The organism is Aminobacter sp. MDW-2 (genome assembly GCF_014250155.1).
Taxonomy (GTDB): domain Bacteria; phylum Pseudomonadota; class Alphaproteobacteria; order Rhizobiales; family Rhizobiaceae; genus Aminobacter; species Aminobacter ciceronei.
The window spans coordinates 141,936-164,358 of record NZ_CP060197.1 but is presented as its reverse complement, the minus strand read 5'-3'; the positions used below and the strand labels follow the sequence as shown (position 1 = coordinate 164,358).

Here is a 22,423-nt window from a genome sequence, read left to right as displayed (position 1 = left end):
ATGGTTTGACGGGACTATAGTGCTTCGCGATTCGACAGGCGAGGGGGCTTGGCGACTATGTTGCCGGGTCCACAGAGCACCGTTATGCTCTGAAGGCGGCATGGGGGATGAAATGAAGCTGCTGGTAAAGACCACTCTCGCGGCCATAGCACTCGCCACCGCGCCGGCTGGCGCGATGACATTCGAGGTGCAGCGCCAGGATGGCGTTTCGTGGATCTACGCGACAGGACCAGTCGAGGCGGATGATGCCGCTCGCTTCGAGACAATCGCCAAGGAACACGGTGAGGGCGGGTGGCTCGTGCTCGATTCAGGCGGTGGCAGCCTATGGGGTAGCGTGAAACTAGGCCGCGCGGTGCGTGAACATCGCTACACCACATACCTTCCTTCCAGTGGGCGTTGCCTATCGTCCTGCTTTTTCGCCTTCATTGGTGGTGCTGACCGAGTGATAGACGATGGCGGCCGCCTCGGTGTCCACCAGTTCTATGGAGGTACCGACGAAGCACCGGCCGACAAGGCGCAAGCCAATGCCCAGACCATTGCAGGCGAGCTTTACGCCCACGTCACTGCAATGGGCGTCAGCACCGACGTCATGCAGCCTGCTCTGCGCACTCCCTCGACGTCGATGTATGAGTTCAGCCGCGACGAGCTGGTCGCCTACGGGCTTCACATCGAGGTCGACGAGGAGGCGAAGAAGGCTTGGGCTGACGTGACAGTGCCTGCCTTCCTCAAACAGCATCCACAGTATGCGAAGGGTTCGCAGCTCTACCGCGCACTCGATGCCGAGGTGCGCCGCCTGCAGGCGGGAGCCAAGAACCCCTATGACGCGGCAATCCTTGACCAGGCCCACAACACGGTTGAAAGCGCGATTGCGACGCTGGCCGTTGGCGAGCCTGGTGTCGCACGTGTCAACCAGGACCTGGCGCAGGAGCTACGCCAGCGACTTTCCAAGCCGCTGTAACTATTGCCCGAGGCCAAAGCCCGGCTGCTGCTGACGCTTGACCATCGCCTGCTTCAGCTGATCGGGCCATTCGTTCTGGGGAATGCCGGCCTGCATCAAGCGCTGCCCGACGAGCTCGGGATTGCCACCCTTGACGACATGGTCTGCCGCCTCGGCGATGACTTCCTGTCTGCTGGGTGCGCGGGGGCGCGGTGCGGGCGCCGATGCGGGTGACGGTGCAAGGCCGTGAGACGGGTTGGCATCAGGAAGCGGAGCCCGCTGAACACCGTCCACACCCACCGGCTGCTTGGCCGCCGGCGACGGCGCAGGCGCTGCAGCAGGGTTGGGCGCAGGCACAGACACTGCCTTGCCTGTGTTCTTATCCACCAGCACGCGCTTAGGTGCCGCCGGCGCTTGTGCCGAGCCGCCTCCATTGCGCGATCGCGCATAGCTGGTTGCTGCGTCGAGATCCTGACGAACAACCTTGTCCTGCTCGGCCTGGCTAAGGCCAGCGAAGTCCAGATCGTTTTTCATCCGGGCTTCATGCGCTTTGCGGTAGGCGTCCTCGCCATCGCCAGCACCTTTTTCCTCGCTGTCGATCTTCTTCTTCGCTCGGTATGTTTTGAGTTCCTGCTCCTGCTTGGCGTCCTCGGCCTTCTTTGCGATCTGGCTCTGCCAGGCAGCGTCGGGGTTGGCGAACGTGGAGATCATGCGCGGGATATCGTTGATGGCGATGTCCTGCTTGAGTTCCTTGCCCTTGGCGTCCTTCACGGTGAGCTGGAAGCCGAGCAGGTTGCCATCCTTGTCGACGAGCTGATCCTGGCCGACGAGCTCGTAACCGTGGTCGATGTAGCCCTGCACCTGCCCAGCCTTGATCACGTCGCCGAGCGCGCCAGCCGGGTCGCCGGTCTGCGCCTTCAGCATGGCGGAGGAAAACAGGCGGCCGCCGCGCAACGCGGCATCGCTGTTCCCCCACTCCTCCAGCTGCTTTGCTCCGGCGACGTCGCCTTGACGCAGAAGCTCCTGCTTGCGGCGAGGCAAGGCATATTGCTTCCAGAACTGGTCGTAGTTCTTTTCTTCCTGCTTGCCTGCCGCTACCTCGGCGTCGAACACCTTCTTGGTGTCCGTTTCAATGGTTTCCAGCGCTTTGCGGTTCTCGTTTTCGCGCTTCCGGTTGTCGATGCGATCGCGCGCGGCCATGCCGCGTTCGAAGCTGTCCATGAAGGCACCGAGGCCAACACCAAGGCTCATGCTGCACCTCCGAGACCAACTGGCGCATTCTTGTGACGCGCCATTGCGGCCGGCGTCGGTTTGGGCTGAGCAGGGGTCGAAGTCGGGCGCGCGGCCGTGGGCTGCTGGCTCTTGCGGCGTGCCGCAGGCGGACGCGCCTCGCCACCGCCGAGGCCGACAGCCTGGGCGATCTTTTCAACCTTGCCGTCGAGATCCTGCACCGCCTTCATTGTGATGCCGAGGGCGTCCTGCACGGCAATGGTCTTGCCATCGCCTTTGCCCGTGGCCTCCTGGAAGTCCTGCGCATACGGCCCCACGTGGCGGCCGCCGTCGCCTACACCTTCCTTGTAGGTCCATTCCTCGACCGGCATCGAGTTGACAGCGTCCAGTGCATCGCCCTCGGGGATGGCCGCCTTGTCTTCCTTGGCGTTCTCGTCCGAGGCGAACAGGCCCGCGATACCACCGATAAACGAGCCGATACCCGAAGCGTTGGCCGCCTTCGCACGGTTCCCAGCATCCCATGCGGCGATCTGGTTGCCATACTGCGCGTTCAGGAGCTGACCCTGGCCTTGGTAGCCGGCCATCTGACCCTTGAAGCCCGAGCCCATGATGTCGGTGGACGCAAGATACTGCGCGTTGGTGCCCTGGTTGAGGCCAACTGCACTGCCGCCGGCACTCAGGCCAAGCGAGGCCGCCTGCGCGCTCTGAGTGGGCAAGCCACGGCCGAGGTTGACGACGTCCGCTTTCAGGGCGAGGCCCTTGTCCCTGACCATTTGGCGGGCGTTGTTCTGCGCGCCGGCGCTCGCGGCCGTCGTAGCGAGCTCGCCGGCCCGCTCGACACCCGCAAAGCGGCCAGAGTTTGGATTGACGCCCATGGACGTAGCCTCGCGGCGCGCCGTTTCACGGGAATCGGCCGCCGCGGACTGCACGTCAGCTTTCGCCGTCGCGGCAGCCTCGGCCTGCTTTTCCGGAGACGCATAGTTCGTCGCCTCCTGGATGAACTGGTCCTCAATGGGCTTGAACTTGGTGTCGTATCGCTCTCTATCCTGACGCGCCCACGAGACCTGGTCCTTGGCCAGGCCAATCTGAAGGTCGGAAACCTCCTTGGTGAGCTTGTCGAGTTCGACCTGACGCTTTTCGGAGACGGCGAAGGCGTCCTTTGCAAAGGACAGCCACTCTTTGCCGGTCTCCGCCTGTAGGAGAGCGGCCTTGCCAATCTGCGGATCGGGTGCGGGTGGGTTGCTGGAGCCTTTGCCCATGGGTGCTGTTGTCCTCGTGAGAGAACCGCACCTCCTGCGCGGGAATTGCGGACTTATACCGTCTACAGAGCGGATATGCCAGTGGTGCCGACGGTCGGCGGCAGGAAACGACACTCGCGGCGCAGCATTCCGAACAGGATCATATCGCCGCCGTCGAGCGCGCCCTCGCGCAGCCTGCCTTCTTCCACCCAGCCGAATTGCCGGGTCAGTCGCAGCGACAGCCGGTTGCTGGCCGCGACGACGCAGTTGATCCGTGGGAAGCCGCACTGGACGAAAGGATAAGCCATCACGCGAACGGCGAATTCCGGCGTGATCCAGCGGCGCGACGAGGCGGCGACGCTCACGAAGCAAGAGGTGGGGGAGAAACCATCGAAGACAACGGCCGCGACGAGCTCGCCATCGCGCTCATGTCCGATTGCCTTGGCATCGTCACGGAACAAGCAGCCGTCAATTCTGTCGGACACCCATTCCACCAGGCGCTCGTCCTCGCCGTAGATGTAACGATTGTCGTTCAACGAAGGGCGCCCCACTCGCGAAGGATGCCTTCGCCCTCGTCGGCCGAGCGCATCACACGATGTGGAACGCGGCGTGCCGCGCACCACGACGCAAAGTCCACCTGTCTGGGGGTCAGGTCGTTCTTCCCGGCTTTGGCCTCGATGACGCCGCAGCCGCCATCCCAGAGAAAAACATAGTCGGTCGCGCCCGAGATCAGCCCGAGCGCCCGCGCGATAGCGTACCTGATGCTCGCATTCTTGGTGCCGCCGGCGAGCTCGTTGCCGATGTGCGTCCAGACCCCTGACAGCCGGCCCTCGATCGTCCATGCGCGCAGCCGGTTGGCGAACTCGATGCAGATACGGTCTTCTGGCCCGAGCTGCAGCGTCTTGCCAAGCAGTGGCCGCTCCATCAATCGCAGGAGCACTGCCGGCGTCATTTCATCAGCTTCGGCTGGAGGGCTTGGACGATGGTGCTCAATCGGTCGTGAATTGCCTTCACGTCGTCCACCAATGCGTTGAACTCGTCGGCCGTCGGCGCTGCGCCGGCGCGCGAGGCTTTGATCTTCGGCGTAAGTAAAAGCAGTCCAGCCAGGTCTTCGATACGCACGGCAGCCTTTTCCGCGGCACGCGGCCGCTTTCCAGCAAGCGTGTCGACGGTCTCGGTAAGGTCGGAAAATTCTCTCGAGCTCATGCTGACTTCAACTCGTCCATGGTGGTTGCGACGATGATCTGCTCGATCTGGACGTCGCCGTAGACGTCGATCTCCCATTTGCGCGCCTTGAACCCGGAGGGCAGACGGATAGGCTTGTTGGTGCGGTCGATCTGGGCGACCAGCTTGCCGTCGGCATAGATGCCAATATTGAGGTTGCCCCCAAATTCGGGGAGAAGCGTCAACAGGTCGCCATTCAACGCGAAGGCGTTCAATGGCGTGTCGTTCACCTCGCCCATGGCCTCACCCGTGGCAAGGATAGCCGCATTGGCGGCCTCGATCTCGGCCAAGGCTGCAGCATTGATCGCCTTCTCGTGCCCGCTGAGCTCCATATCGGCGTCGACCTGAATCGCGCCGAAGTTGATGGGGGCTGTCAGCACGAACGGCTTGGAACGCCAATACTGCTTCTGCCGCACGCCGTTGGGGGCATCGAGCCGGTAGACGTTGTTCTCGGACTTGCGCAGAAAGTACAGCGCGCCCGTTTCGATCTCGTAGGCAACAGCCTGGGCGCGCTCGCTCGACCGGATCAGGAATGGCGTCGGGCCGATGTCAAGGAACAGTGCGCCGCCGACCAGGTCGCCGGCATCGTTGACGTTCTCGTAGAAGGCCACATATCGGCCCCCGATCTGCCCCGCGATGATGGTGCTGGGCTTCAGTGCAAGCCAGTCATCCCGATCAAAGAGGTTCGCGCTTACGATGCCGATGGAGCCATCTGCCTTGGCGGCAACAAGGCCTTCGTTCGAGGGATAGGCGATCGCGAAGCCGAGATCCGCGACACCACGAGAGTTGATGCAGGGCAGGTTGGCTTCCATCTTGGCCGCCTGCATCGTTGAAGGGTGAGAGCCGCTGACCAGGTGAGGATTGCCTGTCGTCATGACGACGACTGACGTACCTATGGCGCCGAGGGCGACGATAGGCGAGCTCATGCCGAGCGAATACTTCTCCGGCCAAGCATGAGGCCGCCACGGCTCGCAGAAATAAAGGTCACTGCCGGCGAAGGCTGCCATCATGCCGTTCGGCAGCGAGATCAGCCCCTTGAGGTCATCCGGTGGGGCGTTCCAAAATGCCGACGGCAATGGTTCCTGAAACCCGTCGACGGGAATAGTATCGGCGAAATCAGCGGCCGAGGCGGCGCGCTCGGCAATCAGATAGAACCACGTGCCACTCTGCCCGGTCTGAGTGCGGTAGATGCGCTGGTGCGTGATGCTGCGCCCGCCAGGGGTGGCAGCAAAAGCGCTCAGTGTGACAGTATTGCCCGGCTTCCAGGCGATTTCGTTGCTGGCGGGGCAGGGCTCCGATTCCTCGCCGAAAGACGTTACCCAAGTGTAGACATAGCTGCGCGTGACGACGTCGCCCGCGCCGGCACCGCCCAACGTGGCAGTGAGGGCTACGGCCGGCCGAGGAACGGCCAGATCGTACACTGCGCCACCGACGCGCATCTTGGGCTTGCCGTCGCCGGTATAGTACAAGCGATCGGTCGCCACCGGCCCTGGGGCGGCGTGAACTTCGGTGTTCCATTTCAGCCAGGCGCCGAGATGCTTGTAGATGGTCTTGAAGGTGCTGCCGCCGATCGCCGCCTCAAGCGTTGAGGTGCGCATCGGCGTCAACCCGCCATCGTCCAGCCTGGTGTTGACCGCTGCTTGGGCCGCAGTGTCAGGGAGAAGGCGCGGAAGGATGCGCGGCTGCTCTCCGGTGAAGGCGACCAGCTTAATCCCTGCCATGACGCGCCCCTCCGATGTTAGCCATTCGCTGGCCAGCCGCCGTTGATGTCGATCGCGTCGAGCGCGGGCTTCGTTGCGGCAGCGACAATGGCGGCCGTGAGGACGGATTCGCGGTCGAAGGAGGCTTGGATGTGGTCAAACAGGGCATCACCCAGCGCAATGGCGGTAGCCGCGTCGAGGGTCACCCAGCCAGCAGCTGACTTGAAATTGATGATGACGGCCGGGTCCTTTTCAGCTTTCCGATATGCGCCGTTGATGAGCAGCTTGGAGCGGTCATCGGTGAAAACGGCCATGCCTCCCACCACCATGCCGCCGTTCTCGACCTCCCAGCGCTTTGCAGCCAGGCTGGCAAGTTTTCTGGCGCGCCATTCGTCGAGCGTGGCTGCGATCGGAACTGGCGAATAGGCTTCGACGACGCCAAAGGCTCCGGCGATCGCCTGGTCGTGAAGCTCTGAACCGGGATCGAGGTAGGCCGTGCCCTCGGCGTGGTCGACAAGGATGCCGCCGAGTTCGTTCATGACCCGTGGATTGGTGTACATAGCTGCCCCGCTAAATTACTGCGCCAAAAGCCGGCGTGCCACTGAGGATGCGGAAATCCGCCATGGTGGTCGTGTCGCTGCCGGTATTGCCGCGGACTTGGCCGGTGATAACGTCACCTGGCACCACAGCGACATCCACCATGCCGCTATTGCCACCGCCGCCCGAACTGGTCTCGTAGATCTGTGTTCCGTTCTTGAGAATGCGGCACCAACCCCAATTGCCTTGCGTGTAGCGCACTCGGATCGTGCCGGCCCGCACTACCAGCACAGATCCTTGCGTCGTCTGCGACTGGCGGATGCCAGATACAACCGCGTTGTAGCCGGTGCCTGTTTTGATGAAAGCGCTGCCGCCGTTGTGGTTCAGTATTACGTACGTGTCGCCGGCAGTCGGCGCGGGAATATCGGCATCAGTCAGAAGGTGCCCCATGTCGGTGTTATCGACGGTCACGCCGATCTTGGAGTTGGCCTTCCAGCCAATCTTTACCGCGTTGGCAAGCTGCCCAACGCCTGTACCCTGCTGAACCGGCGTGAAACCCAGCGAGGCCTGCTTGCCATTCAACGCGGCTGTTGTCGCTGCTGCGTCGGCCTTGTTGTTGAGCGCAGCTTGGGTCGCGTTCGAGATGGGCTTGAGAGCATCGGACGTGTTGTCGACGCTGCCAAGGCCGACATCGGCTTTGGCGAGCACGACGGCCCCCGTCTTGGTGTTCACCGAAGTAACGGCTTGGGGCTGAGCTCCGGCTGATACGCCGTCCAGCTTGGCCTTGTCAGCAGCCGTCATGAGCCCGTCGCGGAGCCCCGTTGCGTCGCGCAGTGCCGGGTTCACCGCAGCGGCCGTCATGCGGATGTCAGCGCGAGAGCCGGCGAGGAACGCCTTGGCCGTGGTGCCTTCCTGTCCGCGCTGAACGGTCAGGATCGCGCCGGCCCGAGCGGTGACCTTCATCACCTCCATGTTGCCGCCGGCGTCGACGACAGTCAGCGGGAACCAGTCGCCGCCGGCGGGAGAGGGGAAGCGGACCGCATCGCCTGCCTGGATGGTGATGGCGGTGACGGCATTGTCGATGTTGGCGGCGAGCGTCGAAGTGGCGTTGTTGGCCAGCAGGATAGCAACCATCAATGGCACTCCTTGATGCGCAGGCGGAAACACACCTCTTTGGTGCGACCGCCCATGGTGGTGATGGTGAGGGTGATGTGGGCGGTCTGGCCGTCGGCGCCGCCAGAAACCCACGTCTTCGCGGTGGTGTCGGAGTGTTCCGTCAACGTGACCGCGACGGCGGTGCCCGGGGCGACAACCGCTACTGCGCTCGTGATGGAGTCACCGTCCGGTAGCCAGCGCCCAAAGTCGACATCGTAGTCGAGCACTTCGGCCGGGGCTTTCGTCATAGTGGCGAGCATGTTCATGCCCTCTCTGGCTGAAGCACAACGATCGGCGTCTCGCGCGGCAGCGAAGCCACCCGGCGAGGGTCAGGCCCAGCGGTGAGAAAACGGCGCTCGGTACTCACCACCAGGTAGCGGGCGTGAGGCGCCGGTACTCGGTAGCGCCAGCGCAGGTTCGCCGCCCCACCGATGTCGATCGTCATGCTTCCCATGAGCCTGGGACGCCTGTTCATCGCAGCGGCGGCAAGGAGATCGACCTTTGCTGCACCGGCCAGGTGCCGACGGCGCGTGGCAGCTGCAACACAGCCGAAGCCAGTAGAACCGGCCGCCGCAAGGCTACGCCGGCGGTTTACTGCGACCTCGGCCAGCAGCGCGACGTTCCCGGACATTGTCGCGGCATGCCGACGGGTGAGCGCTAGCTCGCTGGACATCGCCAAACCACCCGACGCGCTCAAGTCCACCTGAAAGGAGCTGGCGTTTACGGCAAGCTTGTTGAGTTCGCGCCCGTTGACGGCTCCATGACTAAGCAACGGCGTCCACCCCTACATCGAGTTCTCCGATGTGGATGACGCACTCATCCGTCGGTTCGAGCGTTTTCGGGAACTTGAGCGGACCCCCGATCAAGCAGTTGCCGCCGACATCCGCATCCCAAATGGCCCAATGGGTAACGTTGATCGGAGCAGGACCGTCCATTGCCAGCCACAGCATCTGTTTGGCGTTCGCCGTCACCTTGGCCGCTGCGGCATCGAAACCGCTGGCAATCGCAGCCCCTAGAGCGGGGTCAATACGCGCGTATGCAGGCCAGGCTACCGCGCCTACTTCATTCGCGCCTGTCAGCCCTGGGTCGCCAATGTGCAGGGAAACATAAACTCGCGCCGGCGTGGCAAAGGCCACGCCACGGAGGATGTGATTGATAAGGGCGTTTCCGAGATAGGTTGATGCGGGCATCAGAAGTAGCTCCCTTTCGTGCGCAGCCGGGCGCCGACCTGGCCTTTCTCGGTGGTTGTCTTGATGGTCGACAGCTTGGCCTCGAAAGCAGCCGTCAGCGCCGCGCCGAGATCGGGCTGAAAGAGCTCGCCAGGGATCAGCAGCACAGCACCAGCCGCGCCCTTGCCGATCTCCTGCCCATACTGTTCGACCAGAAATTCAGGGATGGTCGTGGCACGCCGCGACGGATGCAGGATCAGCCGGGCGCGAAGCAGTCCGGCCGCCTTTGGTACGATCGTCACGGTGTTCGGCGCGAGCTGGGTGATGAAACGACCAACGCTCGCAACCTCGGTTTCGGTTTTCCAGCGCGGCCGATGCTCATCGAGCCATGCGATGGTTTTCGGCAGCAGGTCCACGTCGTTGAGCTCCGCCGACTGGATCTCGTGAATGGACGCGTCAGGAATAGTGCAGATGCCCTCGCAATCGGGCGTGGTCACCTGGAACTCGTCGGTATCGCGCCAGATGTTGGTGCGCTTGCAGAGCAGCCGAGCAGCGTCGCGGATGGCCTTGAGAGCCGTGGGCTCGGGGCAGTTCGGCGCGTAGGTCAGGACTTCGGGCAGGAGCTCGTCTAGATCGATCTGCACTACTTCCTCGCATTCGGGCTGTGGGCCCCTTCGACCTGGATCTTGAGGCCGACGGCCGTTGCGAATTGCTGGTAGTGCGCGACGCTGCGGCCGGGATTGCCGGCCTCATCGTCCTTCATCTGCGAACGGAAGAGCACATAGTCGAGCAGTGGTACGGAGTAGGGTTCGGGCAGCCCGACGTCGCCAGCGTAGGATGAGAGTTGCGCGGCATCGCCTGTCGCAGCCAACGGCGCCGGCAAGACAGAGAGCACCGCCTCGACCACGCCAGCCCCGTCATTGCCTGGGTAGACGTAGAATTCGAGTGGGTTGAGCTCGTCAAAAATGAAGTGCTTGACCACGCGGGCGAACCGGGTGCGGGTCTTGTCGTGCCAATAAGGGTCCTGTGCGTCGAGCAGTGACCGCGCAACCGGTCGCACTACGCGGCCGCCGACGCGCGGAGCGCTCATCCCAGCGAGGTTCCGGGTGATGTTCAGCAGCGCTAGCGGCGTTGGTGTTCCGCTGGTGGGGACCGATTGAAGTGTGCCGGCGACCATCTGCAAGGGCTGCGAAAGCGACGATGCCGAGGGCTTGGCGAGCACGATGGCTTTCACGCCGTCGTTGATCCACTCGCACAGTTCGGCAAGCGGCCAACGGACGTGCTCCTCATCCATGAGAAGCACGCCGGCACGCACCATGATGTCCTTGCCGGTCGGCATCGGGGCTTACTCCGACACCTGCGGCTGCAGCAGCTGCCGGGCCTGCTCGATCCAGCCATAACGTTCGAAGCGGCCGCTGAGATCGAGCTTGGCGTCAAGTTCCGCAATCTGCTCGCTCGTGAGCGCGGCAACATGGGCGACGGTCGTGATGCCTACGGTAGCGAGCTTGCTCTTGATGGCCGGTCCGATGCCGGCGATCGCCTCGATCGGCGGCACGATGCCCGGCATCGAGGCAGGGTCAACCGGCGGCACGGGAGGCGTTGTCGGCGTTGCAGGCGGGGTCGGCGCCGGCGGCGTCTGGTTTACAGAAGCGGCATCCGAGTTGACACTCTGGTCCCCAGACTTGTCATCAGCGGTATCCGGGTTGGCATTCGGGTTGCCCGAGTTGTCATCCTGCTCGAGGTCCTGATCGAGGTCCCCATCGAGGTCCTGGCCAAGGTCCTGGTCCTGCTCGTGATCGAGGTCCTGATCGTCGTCCGCAAGCTGAACAACAGTCTGGACGACAGGAACGACGACTGGCTCGCCAGTGCCGAGCTCGCGGTAGTGCGCGACTGACAATAGGCACTTGATGACGCGGGCGTTGTAGACGTCGGCGACGAAGCGCCCCTCGTCATCGCGAACAAAGCTGACGTTGTCGCCGGCGACGGTAAGCTCGACAGCGCGGCCGAGAGTGCATTCAATCTTCATGGCATTTCCTCCGTTGAAACGAGACGGCCGCAGACGAGAAGGAGGAGGTTCCCGCCTGCGGCCGCCAACTGCATGACTGACTGGTCCCGCCCCGAGTGGACTAGTCCGCCGCGCAGATTACGGTCAGGCCGATATCGCCCAGCTGGGCGGTTGCCGCCTTAGTGACGATCTTGACGCCGATCGAGCGCGCGTAGGGCGCGGATGGCACCCGAACGGCGGTTTTGGCGGTCGGTCGCGCCACGCCGCCAGCCTGGGCAGTCGTCGCGCCTACGAAGAACTCCTGGCCGCACGTGCGGGTATTGTCATTGTCGCCCCAATCGCCCGACATCAGGCCGACGTCGACGACGATGGCCGGAGCGCCGTTGCTGTCGAGGTCATCGCTGTCCAGAATGATATCGATCGGGCGGCAGGTGGCCGGGATGCATGCCAGTTCGATGATGTCGCCGTTCTCGACGTCGACGGGTACGGTAAAGCTGAAACGCTGGCCGGTAAGATGGCCGGCGAGGGCAGGATAGGCGACGGGGAGGATGCCGAGTGCGGCGCGGCTCTGACGAAGCATGGTGTTCTCCAAGTGTTGGGTGGCGGTCGTGCTGACCAGATGGAGGAGCCGCCACGCGGGGCGCGGCGGCTAGCTCACTATGCGGCGTTCGGGTCCTTGGCCGCCGTATCGATCGAGATGACGCCGAAGTCCTTGTTGTTGAAGCGGGTCTTCTTCACGCCAAGGATGACGCCCGATGCGATGGTCGGCTCGTTGCCATGGTCGGTCGTTTCTTCGGTCCAGGCGAAACGCAGGCCCGACGACGAGCCGTAGGCCACAACACCAGCCTGGCGGCCGAGGAAGAGGGCGCGGGCAGCCTCGACATTGTTGCCGGCGCCGTAATCGTTGAACCGGATCGCGCTCTCGTGCGAGTGCAGCACGACGTTATTGACCATGCCGAGGCCACCCTTGAAGATCGGGTTGTTCCGGCCTTCCGATGCGGCCGCGGCCTTCTGGATGTCCAGCCAGTCGCTGCCAGCGCTGGTGCGCATGTCGTGTTCCTGGAAGGGCGACATGATGCAGACATAGTGCCCTTCGCCATTGATCATGACGGGCAGCATGTTGGCAGTGGTCGGGTCCTTGGAGCGCATCATGCGCGCCTTGACCGTCGCACGCTCGATGATGGCGCGGGACATAGTCGAGCCGGCCACAATGGACGCCTTCGAGTTGGCGGCACCACCATACATGAGGTGGGTGCCGTCGGGCGCTTCGATGGGGTTGCCACCGTGACCGACCCATGCCGTGTCCTCGGTGAAGTCCTCATTGATGCCGCGTGCGCCCGACAGGTAGATGAAGTTCATCTCATCGACGTACTTCGACCAGTAGTCGGACAGACGGTCGCGAGCGACTTTGCGGATGTTGTGCAGGGTGCGCTTGCGGCTCATCTTGCCGCCGGCCGAGACGCCGTGGCGCATCTGGTCGATGTAGATCTCGTCCGAGAAGAAGCGGAGGTTTTCCTCCTTGCCCTGCAGACGGTTGTCGCCAGTCACCGGCTTCTGGCGAAGCTGGACGGACAGGTCGAAGGTGATGGTGTCGCCGGCGTCGGATTCGAGATCGGTCAGACGCTGGATGACGGCGTTGTCGTCTTCGGAGACGAACTTGCGGTCGAAGTAGCTCTTCTTGACGGTGTCAAGGAAGAGCGAACCGCTCCACTTTTTCTGGGCCTTGGGGTCGCCAAATTTGATGACGGTCTTGGGCATGACGTGCTCCGGGTAAGAGAGAAGCACGTCCTGCGCTTTGCGGTATCCAGATACCGCGAATGCCATGCAAACGCAATATGGCGGCTATCAGCCGGTCCGGGCCCAATGGCGCACCGGGTCGACGGGCACACGGCGAGCTTCGCCTGTGATGCCGTGGGTGTAGCGTGCGGGGATGAGCCCATCCGCCATGTGGCGAATGGGCAAGTCGGTGAAGAACGAGAGCCGCACATTGCGGCCTGATTTTTCGTCCACGCGGATGCATGCGACGTCGCCGATTTCGACGGCTTCACCAACGCGGATAGTCTTGGAGAACATGCGTGGCCCTCGTTCTGGGGGTCAGGATTGGAGATAGAGGTCCCGTTCGGCGTCCGAGAGCTTGCCAAGCTGCTTCTCGTATTCGACGCCGTCCTTTTCAGCCAGGCGATCGAGATAGGCGAACTTGCCGCCGTCCTCGTCGTCATTGTTGTCGGCCGCAGGAATCGCACTGAGGTTTGGCGGAAGATCGCGCTTCTTACCCGGGTCCTTCGGCGTCGGCGTTCCACCACCAAACTCGGCAACGATCCGCTCGTGGGCCTGCTTCAGAATGGCCGGGTCAAAGGGGTTATCTGCCTCCGCCTGCAGCTGGCGAACCAAACGATCCAGGTTCTCGTACCTGAGACTGCCCGGCACATATTCCTTGTTCTTCGCAAGGAAGCCCGGCACCGTCGATTTTGACCAAGTGTTCAGGGACGTGTCCCGCGACAGGTCGGCCTTGAACAGCGTATTGCGAAGCTCCTGCTTCTGCTCCTCGAGCGGCTTCATCTGCGCGCGCATCTCGGCCGCCGTCAGCTCGCCTTCATCGAACTTCTTGGCAATATCGTCCAGCTGCTCATCGAGCGAGGTGATCTTGTCCTTGGTGTCGGCCGGCGCCGTCCAGTTGGGGAGGGAAGTCGCTACTTCCGACGCCGGCGCCGAGGTCCCCTCGGCCGCTGCCGGGCGCGCATTATCGGCAGCACCATTGCCCTTGCCGTCGCCAGCATCGGCATTGCCGCCTTCACCAGCGCCCTCGTCGCCCTCACCTTCGTTGCCCTGGTCGGCATCGCCGGCATCATCATCATCGCCGGCAACACCGTCATCAGCATCGCCATCAGCATTGTCTTCATCGTCCCCACCTTCATCGTCGGGATCGTCCAGCAATTCTTCATCCAACAGTCCCTGGCGTTCTTCTTCAGTGAGCAGTTCGAGCTCGGCTTCGCTAAAGTTTTTCGGCGGCATGGTGTGTCCTTTTCAGTGTGTCGTTGCCTCCCGGCGAGCCGGGGCATTTTCGGGAATTGAGGGGGCGAGGGCTCCTGTTGGTCGGCCGATGGCTACGCCGCCATCTGCATCAGTCCGTACTGCTTGCCGTCCGGGGGCGGGGCAGCTGCCATCGGCTGCTGGGACGCTGCTGCCGCGTCTTCGACAGAGATGAACCCAGACCCGGCAAGGATGTGATCGGCGACGTGCGTAGCGGCCGGAAACGCGATAGCGGTCTGAGCCGCGCCGAGGGCCTGCTGCTGCGCACCGACGCGCAGCGCGACGATCTTTTCCCGCAGTTCTGCAGCCTGAGCCTCGGCCTTGGTGGCTTCGGCCTCGGCCTTGCGGAGCTGGGCAGAGAGCAACGCCTGCTGCATCTGCTGACCCTGCTGCTGGGCCGACTGACGCTGCATTTCCTCCTCGGTCGGCTCCTCGGCGTCTGGATCGGCCATGCCCGTGACAGCGCGGATGCGCTTCACCAGCTCCTCGCGGTTCGGCAGGTCCATGTTCTCGATGACCAGGTCCATGAACAGGACGGCGAGCTCGGGCGACATCCTGGTCATGACGTCCATCAGCTGCTCGGCGGCCGCCTGGCGCATGCTGGCATGGAATGCGCCCTCCGACATGATGAAGTCCGCCTTGGAGCGGGTGATGTCGTTGTCAGGCAGGCCATCATTGATGTCGATGAATTCGGCCTTGCCTCGCATGTTCGTGATGCGGAAGGTCTTTTCTTCGGTGAAATACTGCTCTGTGTTCGCTAGCAGCTTCTCGCCGTGGATCTGATTGGCCAGCAGCAGGTTGTCGAAGAACCGGGCTGTCGCCATAGAGCCCTGATCCTGCCTGCGTTGGATAGCCACGCCTGATGTGGCATTAGTGCGCCGGCCGAGAAGCTCGTCGGTGACACCGGACGCCTGTTGCACCATCGCGATCGAGCGCGACATGAGCTCAAGATGGTACTGCGAGAGATCGCGATCGGCATTGAGAGTGACCTCGGATCCTCGTTTCTTGCGGATTAGGGCGTCGGGCCGCGAGGCCTCTTCAAGGAACTCCTCGACCGTCATGTCATCGGGGATTGCGTCCTCGTCCATGATGATCTTGGACGTCGACAGGATGTGGAGCGCCTTCGAAGCGCGCTTGTTGATGTCCTGCTGGATGTCCTTCAGACGCCGGATCATGCCGTAGGGCATGTTGTCCTTGCCGCGGCGATAGCCCCAGAGGGGCGTGAATGGGAAGCGGTTGTGCCGGTATGGCGATTCTGAAAACCAAAGCATGCCAGCAGTGGTGAAGATCGCCACGTGCATGCGCATGGTCATGCGGGTGATGAGCTCGGCCTCGCCTCGCGCAACTGCATCGCCATGTGCGCGAGAATACTGGTCGTAGATCTCGCCGTTGAAAGGGCCGCCGCGAATGCGCTTTGTCTCGACGGGCATCATGATCCACCCTTCGATCAGGCGCACCCGCCGGCGCTGGTAGCCGGTGATGCGTGCCGAGGTGGTCGACTGCCCATTGTTCTGGATCGCGTTCTCGACGTCATCCATGGCGTCATCGCCATATTGGTCGAGCTGCGAGTAGGCATCGCTGTCAGCTGCCGAACGTTCCAGCAAGGCCTTCCGGTTGCGGAACAGCGCCTGTGCGATGTCGAGGTCGGCCCATTTGGAGCGGAACACGTAGCGCGCATCCGACAGGTCCAGTTCCGTGGACGCCGAATCCCACAGCATGTTCCGCCAGCTCTCATAGCGGGTGTACGTGGGTTCGTCGTCCGAGTCGTCGCGCACACCATCTTCGATCCAGCCGAGGCCCACCTTCACCTGGTCCTCGAACGCGCGCGATATGTGGAACGGCTCGCGGTTCGTGTCGGACAGGTACTTGAGCAGCTGCGTCTTCCGCTCGGCCGACTTGCCGTCGGTCTTGCGGCGCGGCAATACCTTGAAATCAGTGCGTGCCCGGCGTTCGGTGCCGGTCACCCAATCGATCGATGCGGAAATGACGTTGTAGACCAGGGGCACCTGGCCGCGATCTCGCACCTCATCAGCATCTTCTTCGTCCCACTGCTCGTTGTCATAGTAGGCCTCGTCCTCGGCCTGTTGAGCGCGGTTGTTGTGCTGCCGATCGAGTTCGGTCGTGTAGTAGTCGAGCAGTCGATGGTGCATCCGCACCATGCCTTCGCCGTCGAGCTTGTTGACGCGCCGGCCCTTCGCGGGCGCCTCACCCCCATCGGGGATGGGCGACTTGTACGCCTTCTTGCGGACGGTGCCGTCGGTTGCCGCCAGATCAAACATCTTCGGATATCTCCACTTCGCGAATGCGGCCGGTTTCGCGCTCCTGGATGGTGACATCCAGGATCGGGGTGGAGCGATCAGCCTGATAGGGTGGCATCTTGAGCAAGTCGCCGAGATGGTCGGCGATCAAACTGAAGACGCGGTGATGGTTGCGGAAGTTCTGCGGGTTGAGACGAAGCGCCTCAAGGAAACCCACCATACTGCGCGCCGCCTCGCGTGAATCGCCGATCTCCTCCGACCAGATCCACGCCTTGTCGATGGTCACCACACATGGGATGGCGCGCTCGCTGCCGTCATCGCCTGTGCGGATGATGGCCATGCACGGCCGCCAACGGTCATCAAGCCGTATCCAAGAGCCGATGGCCATGAGCTCGCCGCGCGTGGCAGTCCAGTGGCGCTTGGTGAGATCCAGTGTGGGCGCGTTCATCTCGTCTCCTCGTTCGGGGCGAGGTCGGCGCTCAACGAGAGCTTGGTGATTCGACCGCCCGTGTAAACGTCAAATTCTGATACGATGCGGACGGCCTGCTCTGCAGACGCGCCCATGGCCATGGCACCCATGGCGATCTCGTTGCCGCTGCCTTGTGCGTGGAAGGCCGCGTTGGCCCACTGCATGACGCCTTCAGGGGAGAGCACAGCGACGCGCTTGTCTGAAACGGCGACAAGACCCCAGACCGGACGTTCCGCCGACACCTTGGGGTAGTCGGCGCGAACAGCGCCGGCGTCCAGCCAGGCAATAACCTCATCGAGCATGCCGCTCGCGCCCGAGATGCCTACAAGCCATCCCTTCTTGGTTCGGCCGACTTTCTGGGCTTCGCCACGGGCCATGTCGCCGCCCGTCACCTGGCTATCCGCCGCCATGACACCGTCTCGATAGGCAATCGTCGTCATGACGACATCCCACTTCTCCGTCTCTTGGGGGCGCCGCGGCCGTTGCTGTTGGCGCTACGCAGCAGGTGCGCAACCTGAGCCTTCTGGCGCAGCGCGTCGGTGGCGTGCGTATGCTCGTTGTCGAGCACCGTCTCGCTCCAGATGCCCATGCGCTCGTTCCAGACCTTGGAGTAGCCGTCGAGATGACGGACACCACCGGCGCAGCGCTCCTCGTCGTATCGATGGTTGACCATGTCCTGGCGCAGCTGATCGATGCCGACTGTGAGGTCGTGGATGCGAGGGACGATCTCGATGTTGCGGAGGCCGAGGTCGTAAAGCATGTCGTGCGGCGTCTTCATCTGCTCCGCACCCTCATGCTTGGTATTGCCGTCGTGCGGCAGGTAGTGCTTGCCCCAAACGAAGGTGTGTTCGGTCATGAACTTGTTCAGCTCGCGAACGACGGTGATGTAGGGCTCGCCGCTCATCTCTATGCAGGAGATGAAGTTGTCCCAGGGACCGTCCTTCTGGTGCAGCCACACGACCTTGTTGTCGCGCAGATCCCAGAAGGTGTTGACCGGCCGGTCCTGGAGGATTGGGAGCTTGCAGATGCGGCGCTCGCGGCGGACACGTGCCATCTGCTCGGAGAGCCACAGGCCTTCCGACGAGACTGTGAATGCCTCATCAAGCGTCGACGGATATTGCCGCCACATCTTTTCGTTCGAGCCGCCGAAGTCGCTGTCCCGCTTCTTGACGTACCAGGCGCGCTTGCGGACGCTGATGTCGCGGCCGATCGCAGCCTCGACGCGGAAGAAGTAGGCGTTGTCCTCGGGGGTGATGATGACGTGTTCGGGGTCGAGCTCATACTCGGGCGCATCCCACCAAGAGGCGAAATGCAGCATGTAATCCATCGGCGTCAGCGGCGTGCCGAGCTGCTTAATCTTGTCGGCCGCGCGCACCATGTCGGAGAAGGTTCCGAACGGGCTTTCCACCGTCGATTCGATGACGATGACGCCGTACGTGTCGACAGATGGCAGTGAGCCTTCCTGGATTTCGTTAGCGTGGTGCGGGTTCTTCGCGCAGATTTGGCCGTACTCGGAAACATGCAGGTACTGCAGCGTGTTGCCGCGCGTTGAGGTGGCGACAAGGATGCTCGACCCGTGCAACCACACCAGTTCGTGCTTGTTGTCGTACTTGAGCGGCGCCATCTGGTGGACGATCGGCGGCAAGCGGTCCCATGCGAACTTCACCTTCTTGGCGAAGATCTGAAGCGCCGTCGTGTCGTCCTGGGCGATGACGACAGCCGAGGTGTTGGGCACGAAGATGCAGGCGTCCAGCATCATGATCTGCACGACGGTGGAGAAGCCGCGCTGCCGGGCCTTCGGGATAACGTTTCGGTACCAGATGTTGTCGAGGAAGCGCTGTTGCTCCGGCCAGGGCTGGAACAGGACCGCTTTGCCCTCCTTGTCGGACACCCAATAGATGTTCCGCATACGCCAATGAGGGCGCTTCAAGGCAAAGATCAGCTCGGCCTCGATCATCAAGCCGATCGGCTTGGCAAGAATGGCCTCCTGCTCCTCCGGTTCCAGCTCCTCGAAAAACTTCGCCTGCTCGGCCGGCGTGAACCGTGGCTTCATCGGCTGCTATCCTTCGGACGGATAGACTGGCCGGCAATCTGCTCGAACAGTTGGCGCAAGGGCTCGTCAGCCGACACCACCTTGCGGTCTTTCCAGGCCTGCACGTCGACGTGTCGACCTAGCAGCTCCTTGATGCGGGATTTGTCGGCCCACTTGATCTTAGTGAGGACAGCGTTCGGCTTCCGCGAGCGCTTCAACGCGCCGCCATGTGCTTGGGCCTCTCTCTCATCGGTGGCGTCGTCGTCTTCGGTGGCGATGGATACCACCTCAAGCCCAGTCACCAGGCCCTGACGCCAGATCGCCGGCCATTCCCGCACGGGCTTGAGACTGCCGTCGTCGTTGTACAGGTCGCCGATGTCTGCTTCTGCCTCGGCGCGCAGGCGCTTTCGCAGCCATTCGGCATCGCTCAGCGCCTGATCTTCGCGCTTGGCGACCGCCGCTGCGATGGCCTTCGCGATGTCAACATTTGACAACAGGCGGGAACCGATCTGCCGCGCAGTCTTGGGGCTGTAGCCTGCGCGCACGGCCGCTTGGGTGGCGTTCAGGTCCTTGAGGTATTCCGCCACGAACAGACGCTCGCGCGGGCTATCGCGCCGCACGGTTGGCTGCTTCTTCGTGGCGGCCTTTTTTGCCATCAGCGATAGGTGCCCTTCGCCTCGCGGATCGCGGTTTCGCGGCGATCGTGCCAATGCTCCAATGACGCATTGACGATGTGTTGGGGCACGCCCGCTTCGACTGCGGCGGCCGCGATGTCCTTGATGCTCTCCTCAAGGGCGGCGCTCTGATCCGCCAGCCGCGACCTGGCCAAAGCAATCTTGCCGGCCTCTACGCCGGCCGTGGCGATGAACACGCCGCTGGCCGCCGACATCTTCGCCTCGAACTCGTCGATGGTCATCGCGTGCCTCCGAGCACCACAGCAATGCGTTCCATCTGCTCGCGGATCTTCGATGCCAGCATGTTGATGTCGATCGACGAACGTTCGACCTGTTCGAAGAAGCTGCTGGAGGTTTCGCGTCCCAATGGTCCGCTGTCATTGGGCTCGTGGCCGCACAGCCCGTCGGTAACAGACGTGACGAGCTCAAGCGTCTCGCGCAGGAAGTTAACGCTTTCGGTCAGCTTGCTTGCCAACGGTATTGCGATTGGGCTGCCTACACGGCCATGGCCGGATAGGGCGCTTTCGGCGGGGGTCAGCTTCTGCTGCTTCACTCTTCCGTCTCCTTGGTGTTGTCGTTCGACTGCTTCAGCGCCAGGTGGATGCGCATGTTCATGGACAGCAGGACCGTGTTCACGGCGTTGCCGTCCAGGCCGGCCACGCTCGCAGCGTCGATCAAGCCGTTCATCGTCGTCTCGTAGGCGTCGGTCTGTTCCGCCAGCCCCTTGAGGTAGGCGTTGGTGACTGCCAGGGCTTCCTCGCGCAGTTCTTCGAGGGTCATTGCACGATGCCCCGTATCGCTTGCAGCATCTGACGTTCGAAATCTGCGTCGACAGCCCGAGCACGACTGGCGATTTCGGCTCGGAAACGGTGAGCAGTCGCGGGATGCATGATCATGGTGTCGCCGACCATCAAAACACTTGGGTCAGGTAGTGCTTTCGAAACGATATTCTGCGCATGACCTCGACGGAGACGTCGGCGTGCGCGGCCAGGTGAGCGGACGCGCGACCAATCCTCTGGGCCTGGCACAGTGCGCGAATGGTCCTCGACTATCCGTAGCATCAGGCCATCCCCATCGCGGCCATGTAGAGGTCGAGGATCGTCTGCGCCTCATCGCGCTCGGCCTGGTCCTGCTTGCGCAGACGGATCAGTGTGCGAATGGCTTTGGTGTCGAAACCTGTGCCCTTCGCCTCCGCGTAGACGTCCTTGATGTCGTCGGCGACCGTCTTCTTTTCCTCCTCGAGGCGTTCGATACGCTCGATGAATGCGCGCAGCTGGCCAGCGGCGATCGTCTGTGATGCCTCAGTGCCCATATCGGTGTCGGAGAACATCTCGGTCGTTTGCTTGCAAACGTCCTGGCCGGCAGCCTTCTTCAAGGCGCTCATCGGGATAGGGCCTGTGGTCTTGCCGTTAGCGGTGATTGTGAAGGTGTCTTCGCTCATGCCATGGCCCTTTCTCGTGGCGCTTGGGGGATGTCAGACGTGACCGGCCACCGGGTCTTGCGAAGCAGCTTCCCAAGCCGAACCGTGCTTTCGACGGCTCGCTCGCCATGCTCGCCACGTATGTTGCCAAGCCACTGACGCCATTCCGGCCGGTCAGGCGTGATGATGAAATCTCCGTCCCGATCGAATGGAGGCGCGCCGTCCAGTTCGACGAACAAACGGGACTTGAGGTAGGGCATCATCAGCGGGGCCTTGCCCCGGGCGACCATCAGGCGACAGTACGTGCGTGCTAGCGCGGCAGCCTTCGGCCGATCGGCCTCGCTCAACCGAGAGAACAGCGCGAAGGCGGCATCGATGCGGTCAGGCAGGTGTTCCTTGCTCCAACCTTCGACCATCTGGTCGAAGTCGGCGCCTGCAGGGGGTAGGGGGGAATGGGTATTATTTTCTGGGTTCTTATTTATCCGTCCTGATTTTCCAGTTTCTGGATTTTCAGGAAGTGGGTCGGGGGCCACTTCCGGCTTTTCAGGAAGTGGTTTTGCCACATCCGGATTTTCAGGAAGTGGCTCCGATGCGGGCTGGGCATCCAAGCGCATGCGCGTCAGCACTGCGCAGTCGTAGACAAGATAGTTGTGGGCGATGATGCGCCGGCTCTCATCGCGCTGCACGTCGACCTCGATGTAGCCCGCGTCCTTGAGCTCGCCGAGCAGGCGATAGGCCTTATCGCGGCCGATGTTCCCGGCACGACGGATGTCGTCGATCTGGACGCGCCAATTGTCCGGCTTGGCGAGCAGGTAGCAGAGCAGCCCGCGCGCCTCGAACGAGATGGTCTCGTCTTCAGCGACGGCGTTCGGGATGATGGCGAATTTGTCGGAGCGTTGGCGGGTAATGACAGTCACGAGCCGCTGTCCTCCCGGCGTCGCTGTCGACGCCCCATCTGCTTGGCGAGGCTACGGGCCTCTTTCTTGCTGCGAACGCGCAGCTTGTGCGTCGCCGTCGGCGGCCGCTCCATGATGGTCATCACCACACCGGTCTTCGGATCGAGTTGTGCCCGGAAATCGCGGGCGAAAGCTTGTGACAGGCCAGACAGGGACGCGGCCACGACTGACGGAACGAGGATCAAGTCCCGCACCGCCTCAATGGTCGTGCCGGCGGCCGTACAGTGTTGAAACGCGACTGCCGGCGGCTCTTTCGGCGGGTCACTGGCAGGAACAAAGATGCCAAGCACGCGCTGGACGTAGCGCGTGACCGCGTGAAAGCTGACTTTGTCGGGTGGCGGTGGCGGCGCTACCTGCATCGTGGCCGCTCCTGCCGCGACCATCTGGCC

Annotated in this window: 30 protein-coding genes; 1 reads left to right on the top strand and 29 read right to left on the bottom strand. The window is 62.8% G+C overall.

Translation table 11 applies throughout. The features are described 5' to 3' along the window. The first annotated feature begins 112 nt into the window (after positions 1 to 112). The gene (locus H5P29_RS00890) at positions 113 to 958 is read left to right on the top strand and encodes a hypothetical protein (RefSeq protein ID WP_154384639.1); all 846 of its coding nucleotides are present in this window, start codon (positions 113 to 115) and stop codon (positions 956 to 958) included. On the opposite strand, the gene H5P29_RS00885 is transcribed toward H5P29_RS00890, so the two are convergent. The 29 genes from H5P29_RS00885 to H5P29_RS00745 all read right to left on the bottom strand — a co-directional run bounded on the left by H5P29_RS00885 (position 959) and on the right by H5P29_RS00745 (position 22,393). Beyond that, positions 959 to 2,158, bottom strand: coding sequence for a hypothetical protein (locus tag H5P29_RS00885; RefSeq protein ID WP_154384640.1), 1,200 nt, complete (start codon positions 2,156 to 2,158; stop codon positions 959 to 961). It lies immediately after the preceding gene. 26 nt (positions 2,159 to 2,184) lie between these two features. Next, complete coding sequence (locus H5P29_RS00880; RefSeq protein ID WP_246787008.1) at positions 2,185 to 3,540, bottom strand: tail fiber domain-containing protein; 1,356 nt, start codon at positions 3,538 to 3,540, stop codon at positions 2,185 to 2,187. Next, positions 3,489 to 3,941, bottom strand: a complete 453-nt coding sequence (locus H5P29_RS00875) for a GNAT family N-acetyltransferase (RefSeq protein ID WP_154384641.1) — start codon at positions 3,939 to 3,941, stop codon at positions 3,489 to 3,491. The genes H5P29_RS00880 and H5P29_RS00875 overlap by 52 nt, the downstream gene beginning before the upstream one ends. Next, positions 3,938 to 4,357 carry a hypothetical protein gene (locus H5P29_RS00870; protein WP_154384642.1) on the bottom strand — a complete coding sequence of 140 codons (420 nt, stop codon included), beginning with the start codon at positions 4,355 to 4,357 and terminating at the stop codon, positions 3,938 to 3,940. Before H5P29_RS00870 ends, H5P29_RS00875 begins: the two co-directional genes overlap by 4 nt. Further along, on the bottom strand, positions 4,354 to 4,611 hold the full coding sequence (locus H5P29_RS00865; RefSeq protein ID WP_154384643.1) for a hypothetical protein: 258 nt from the start codon (positions 4,609 to 4,611) through the stop codon (positions 4,354 to 4,356). Before H5P29_RS00865 ends, H5P29_RS00870 begins: the two co-directional genes overlap by 4 nt. Further along, complete coding sequence (locus H5P29_RS00860) at positions 4,608 to 6,227, bottom strand: hypothetical protein (protein ID WP_246670734.1); 1,620 nt, start codon at positions 6,225 to 6,227, stop codon at positions 4,608 to 4,610. Before H5P29_RS00860 ends, H5P29_RS00865 begins: the two co-directional genes overlap by 4 nt. A gap of 140 nt (positions 6,228 to 6,367) precedes the next feature. Continuing rightward, complete coding sequence (locus H5P29_RS00855) at positions 6,368 to 6,889, bottom strand: DUF4376 domain-containing protein (RefSeq protein ID WP_154384645.1); 522 nt, start codon at positions 6,887 to 6,889, stop codon at positions 6,368 to 6,370. A gap of 10 nt (positions 6,890 to 6,899) precedes the next feature. Further along, the gene (locus H5P29_RS00850) at positions 6,900 to 8,000 is read right to left on the bottom strand and encodes a hypothetical protein (RefSeq protein WP_154384646.1); all 1,101 of its coding nucleotides are present in this window, start codon (positions 7,998 to 8,000) and stop codon (positions 6,900 to 6,902) included. Next, entirely contained in the window at positions 8,000 to 8,287 is a 288-nt protein-coding gene (locus H5P29_RS00845) for a hypothetical protein (protein ID WP_246670729.1), read from the bottom strand. Before H5P29_RS00845 ends, H5P29_RS00850 begins: the two co-directional genes overlap by 1 nt. Next, positions 8,284 to 8,793: a hypothetical protein gene (locus H5P29_RS00840; protein ID WP_154384647.1), complete on the bottom strand. Its 510-nt coding sequence runs from the start codon at positions 8,791 to 8,793 to the stop codon at positions 8,284 to 8,286. Before H5P29_RS00840 ends, H5P29_RS00845 begins: the two co-directional genes overlap by 4 nt. Further along, positions 8,786 to 9,211 carry a hypothetical protein gene (locus tag H5P29_RS00835; RefSeq protein ID WP_154384648.1) on the bottom strand — a complete coding sequence of 142 codons (426 nt, stop codon included), beginning with the start codon at positions 9,209 to 9,211 and terminating at the stop codon, positions 8,786 to 8,788. Before H5P29_RS00835 ends, H5P29_RS00840 begins: the two co-directional genes overlap by 8 nt. Then, positions 9,211 to 9,834: a hypothetical protein gene (locus H5P29_RS00830; protein WP_185910222.1), complete on the bottom strand. Its 624-nt coding sequence runs from the start codon at positions 9,832 to 9,834 to the stop codon at positions 9,211 to 9,213. Before H5P29_RS00830 ends, H5P29_RS00835 begins: the two co-directional genes overlap by 1 nt. Continuing rightward, positions 9,834 to 10,529 (bottom strand): DUF6682 family protein, encoded by a 696-nt coding sequence (locus tag H5P29_RS00825; protein ID WP_154384649.1) that lies wholly within the window; start codon positions 10,527 to 10,529, stop codon positions 9,834 to 9,836. The genes H5P29_RS00830 and H5P29_RS00825 overlap by 1 nt, the downstream gene beginning before the upstream one ends. 6 nt (positions 10,530 to 10,535) lie before the next feature. Continuing rightward, on the bottom strand, positions 10,536 to 11,216 hold the full coding sequence (locus H5P29_RS00820; RefSeq protein ID WP_154384650.1) for a hypothetical protein: 681 nt from the start codon (positions 11,214 to 11,216) through the stop codon (positions 10,536 to 10,538). Between the two features lie 100 nt (positions 11,217 to 11,316). After that, entirely contained in the window at positions 11,317 to 11,775 is a 459-nt protein-coding gene (locus tag H5P29_RS00815; RefSeq protein ID WP_154384651.1) for a hypothetical protein, read from the bottom strand. Between the two features lie 77 nt (positions 11,776 to 11,852). Continuing rightward, on the bottom strand, positions 11,853 to 12,953 hold the full coding sequence (locus tag H5P29_RS00810) for a N4-gp56 family major capsid protein (RefSeq protein WP_154384652.1): 1,101 nt from the start codon (positions 12,951 to 12,953) through the stop codon (positions 11,853 to 11,855). 87 nt (positions 12,954 to 13,040) lie between these two features. Beyond that, complete coding sequence (locus tag H5P29_RS00805; RefSeq protein ID WP_154384653.1) at positions 13,041 to 13,268, bottom strand: hypothetical protein; 228 nt, start codon at positions 13,266 to 13,268, stop codon at positions 13,041 to 13,043. Positions 13,269 to 13,289: 21 nt separating this feature from the next. After that, positions 13,290 to 14,207, bottom strand: coding sequence for a hypothetical protein (locus H5P29_RS00800; protein ID WP_154384654.1), 918 nt, complete (start codon positions 14,205 to 14,207; stop codon positions 13,290 to 13,292). A 92-nt stretch (positions 14,208 to 14,299) separates the two neighbouring features. After that, positions 14,300 to 16,504 carry a portal protein gene (locus H5P29_RS00795; RefSeq protein WP_154384655.1) on the bottom strand — a complete coding sequence of 735 codons (2,205 nt, stop codon included), beginning with the start codon at positions 16,502 to 16,504 and terminating at the stop codon, positions 14,300 to 14,302. Continuing rightward, on the bottom strand, positions 16,497 to 16,931 hold the full coding sequence (locus H5P29_RS00790; RefSeq protein ID WP_154384656.1) for a hypothetical protein: 435 nt from the start codon (positions 16,929 to 16,931) through the stop codon (positions 16,497 to 16,499). Before H5P29_RS00790 ends, H5P29_RS00795 begins: the two co-directional genes overlap by 8 nt. Next, positions 16,928 to 17,392, bottom strand: coding sequence for a hypothetical protein (locus tag H5P29_RS00785; protein ID WP_154384657.1), 465 nt, complete (start codon positions 17,390 to 17,392; stop codon positions 16,928 to 16,930). The genes H5P29_RS00790 and H5P29_RS00785 overlap by 4 nt, the downstream gene beginning before the upstream one ends. After that, positions 17,389 to 19,005, bottom strand: a complete 1,617-nt coding sequence (locus H5P29_RS00780) for a hypothetical protein (RefSeq protein ID WP_154384658.1) — start codon at positions 19,003 to 19,005, stop codon at positions 17,389 to 17,391. Before H5P29_RS00780 ends, H5P29_RS00785 begins: the two co-directional genes overlap by 4 nt. Then, on the bottom strand, positions 19,002 to 19,640 hold the full coding sequence (locus H5P29_RS00775) for a terminase small subunit (protein WP_154384659.1): 639 nt from the start codon (positions 19,638 to 19,640) through the stop codon (positions 19,002 to 19,004). The genes H5P29_RS00780 and H5P29_RS00775 overlap by 4 nt, the downstream gene beginning before the upstream one ends. Then, entirely contained in the window at positions 19,640 to 19,900 is a 261-nt protein-coding gene (locus H5P29_RS00770) for a hypothetical protein (RefSeq protein ID WP_154384660.1), read from the bottom strand. Before H5P29_RS00770 ends, H5P29_RS00775 begins: the two co-directional genes overlap by 1 nt. Beyond that, the gene (locus tag H5P29_RS00765) at positions 19,897 to 20,211 is read right to left on the bottom strand and encodes a hypothetical protein (protein ID WP_154384661.1); all 315 of its coding nucleotides are present in this window, start codon (positions 20,209 to 20,211) and stop codon (positions 19,897 to 19,899) included. The genes H5P29_RS00770 and H5P29_RS00765 overlap by 4 nt, the downstream gene beginning before the upstream one ends. Then, complete coding sequence (locus tag H5P29_RS00760) at positions 20,208 to 20,438, bottom strand: hypothetical protein (protein WP_154384662.1); 231 nt, start codon at positions 20,436 to 20,438, stop codon at positions 20,208 to 20,210. Before H5P29_RS00760 ends, H5P29_RS00765 begins: the two co-directional genes overlap by 4 nt. A gap of 280 nt (positions 20,439 to 20,718) precedes the next feature. Continuing rightward, positions 20,719 to 20,970 carry a DUF2312 domain-containing protein gene (locus tag H5P29_RS00755; protein ID WP_154384733.1) on the bottom strand — a complete coding sequence of 84 codons (252 nt, stop codon included), beginning with the start codon at positions 20,968 to 20,970 and terminating at the stop codon, positions 20,719 to 20,721. 125 nt (positions 20,971 to 21,095) lie between these two features. Further along, positions 21,096 to 21,995, bottom strand: a complete 900-nt coding sequence (locus H5P29_RS00750; RefSeq protein WP_154384663.1) for a hypothetical protein — start codon at positions 21,993 to 21,995, stop codon at positions 21,096 to 21,098. Further along, positions 21,992 to 22,393 (bottom strand): hypothetical protein, encoded by a 402-nt coding sequence (locus tag H5P29_RS00745; RefSeq protein ID WP_154384664.1) that lies wholly within the window; start codon positions 22,391 to 22,393, stop codon positions 21,992 to 21,994. The genes H5P29_RS00750 and H5P29_RS00745 overlap by 4 nt, the downstream gene beginning before the upstream one ends. Positions 22,394 to 22,423: the final 30 nt, after the last annotated feature.

Coding starts and splice junctions, on each gene's coding strand:
- H5P29_RS00780 (WP_154384658.1), bottom strand. CDS start 19,005: ATGAAGCCACGGTTCACGCCGGCCGAGCAGGCGAAGTTTTTCGAGGAG.
- H5P29_RS00860 (WP_246670734.1), bottom strand. CDS start 6,227: ATGCGCACCTCAACGCTTGAGGCGGCGATCGGCGGCAGCACCTTCAAG.
- H5P29_RS00805 (WP_154384653.1), bottom strand. CDS start 13,268: ATGTTCTCCAAGACTATCCGCGTTGGTGAAGCCGTCGAAATCGGCGAC.
- H5P29_RS00810 (WP_154384652.1), bottom strand. CDS start 12,953: ATGCCCAAGACCGTCATCAAATTTGGCGACCCCAAGGCCCAGAAAAAG.
- H5P29_RS00815 (WP_154384651.1), bottom strand. CDS start 11,775: ATGCTTCGTCAGAGCCGCGCCGCACTCGGCATCCTCCCCGTCGCCTAT.
- H5P29_RS00785 (WP_154384657.1), bottom strand. CDS start 17,392: ATGACGACGATTGCCTATCGAGACGGTGTCATGGCGGCGGATAGCCAG.
- H5P29_RS00800 (WP_154384654.1), bottom strand. CDS start 14,207: ATGCCGCCGAAAAACTTTAGCGAAGCCGAGCTCGAACTGCTCACTGAA.
- H5P29_RS00790 (WP_154384656.1), bottom strand. CDS start 16,931: ATGAACGCGCCCACACTGGATCTCACCAAGCGCCACTGGACTGCCACG.
- H5P29_RS00745 (WP_154384664.1), bottom strand. CDS start 22,393: ATGCAGGTAGCGCCGCCACCGCCACCCGACAAAGTCAGCTTTCACGCG.
- H5P29_RS00825 (WP_154384649.1), bottom strand. CDS start 10,529: ATGCCGACCGGCAAGGACATCATGGTGCGTGCCGGCGTGCTTCTCATG.
- H5P29_RS00820 (WP_154384650.1), bottom strand. CDS start 11,216: ATGAAGATTGAATGCACTCTCGGCCGCGCTGTCGAGCTTACCGTCGCC.
- H5P29_RS00890 (WP_154384639.1), top strand. CDS start 113: ATGAAGCTGCTGGTAAAGACCACTCTCGCGGCCATAGCACTCGCCACC.
- H5P29_RS00855 (WP_154384645.1), bottom strand. CDS start 6,889: ATGTACACCAATCCACGGGTCATGAACGAACTCGGCGGCATCCTTGTC.
- H5P29_RS00755 (WP_154384733.1), bottom strand. CDS start 20,970: ATGGGCACTGAGGCATCACAGACGATCGCCGCTGGCCAGCTGCGCGCA.
- H5P29_RS00845 (WP_246670729.1), bottom strand. CDS start 8,287: ATGAACATGCTCGCCACTATGACGAAAGCCCCGGCCGAAGTGCTCGAC.
- H5P29_RS00885 (WP_154384640.1), bottom strand. CDS start 2,158: ATGGACAGCTTCGAACGCGGCATGGCCGCGCGCGATCGCATCGACAAC.
- H5P29_RS00775 (WP_154384659.1), bottom strand. CDS start 19,640: ATGGCAAAAAAGGCCGCCACGAAGAAGCAGCCAACCGTGCGGCGCGAT.
- H5P29_RS00770 (WP_154384660.1), bottom strand. CDS start 19,900: ATGACCATCGACGAGTTCGAGGCGAAGATGTCGGCGGCCAGCGGCGTG.
- H5P29_RS00835 (WP_154384648.1), bottom strand. CDS start 9,211: ATGCCCGCATCAACCTATCTCGGAAACGCCCTTATCAATCACATCCTC.
- H5P29_RS00865 (WP_154384643.1), bottom strand. CDS start 4,611: ATGAGCTCGAGAGAATTTTCCGACCTTACCGAGACCGTCGACACGCTT.
- H5P29_RS00795 (WP_154384655.1), bottom strand. CDS start 16,504: ATGTTTGATCTGGCGGCAACCGACGGCACCGTCCGCAAGAAGGCGTAC.
- H5P29_RS00760 (WP_154384662.1), bottom strand. CDS start 20,438: ATGACCCTCGAAGAACTGCGCGAGGAAGCCCTGGCAGTCACCAACGCC.
- H5P29_RS00850 (WP_154384646.1), bottom strand. CDS start 8,000: ATGGTTGCTATCCTGCTGGCCAACAACGCCACTTCGACGCTCGCCGCC.
- H5P29_RS00870 (WP_154384642.1), bottom strand. CDS start 4,357: ATGACGCCGGCAGTGCTCCTGCGATTGATGGAGCGGCCACTGCTTGGC.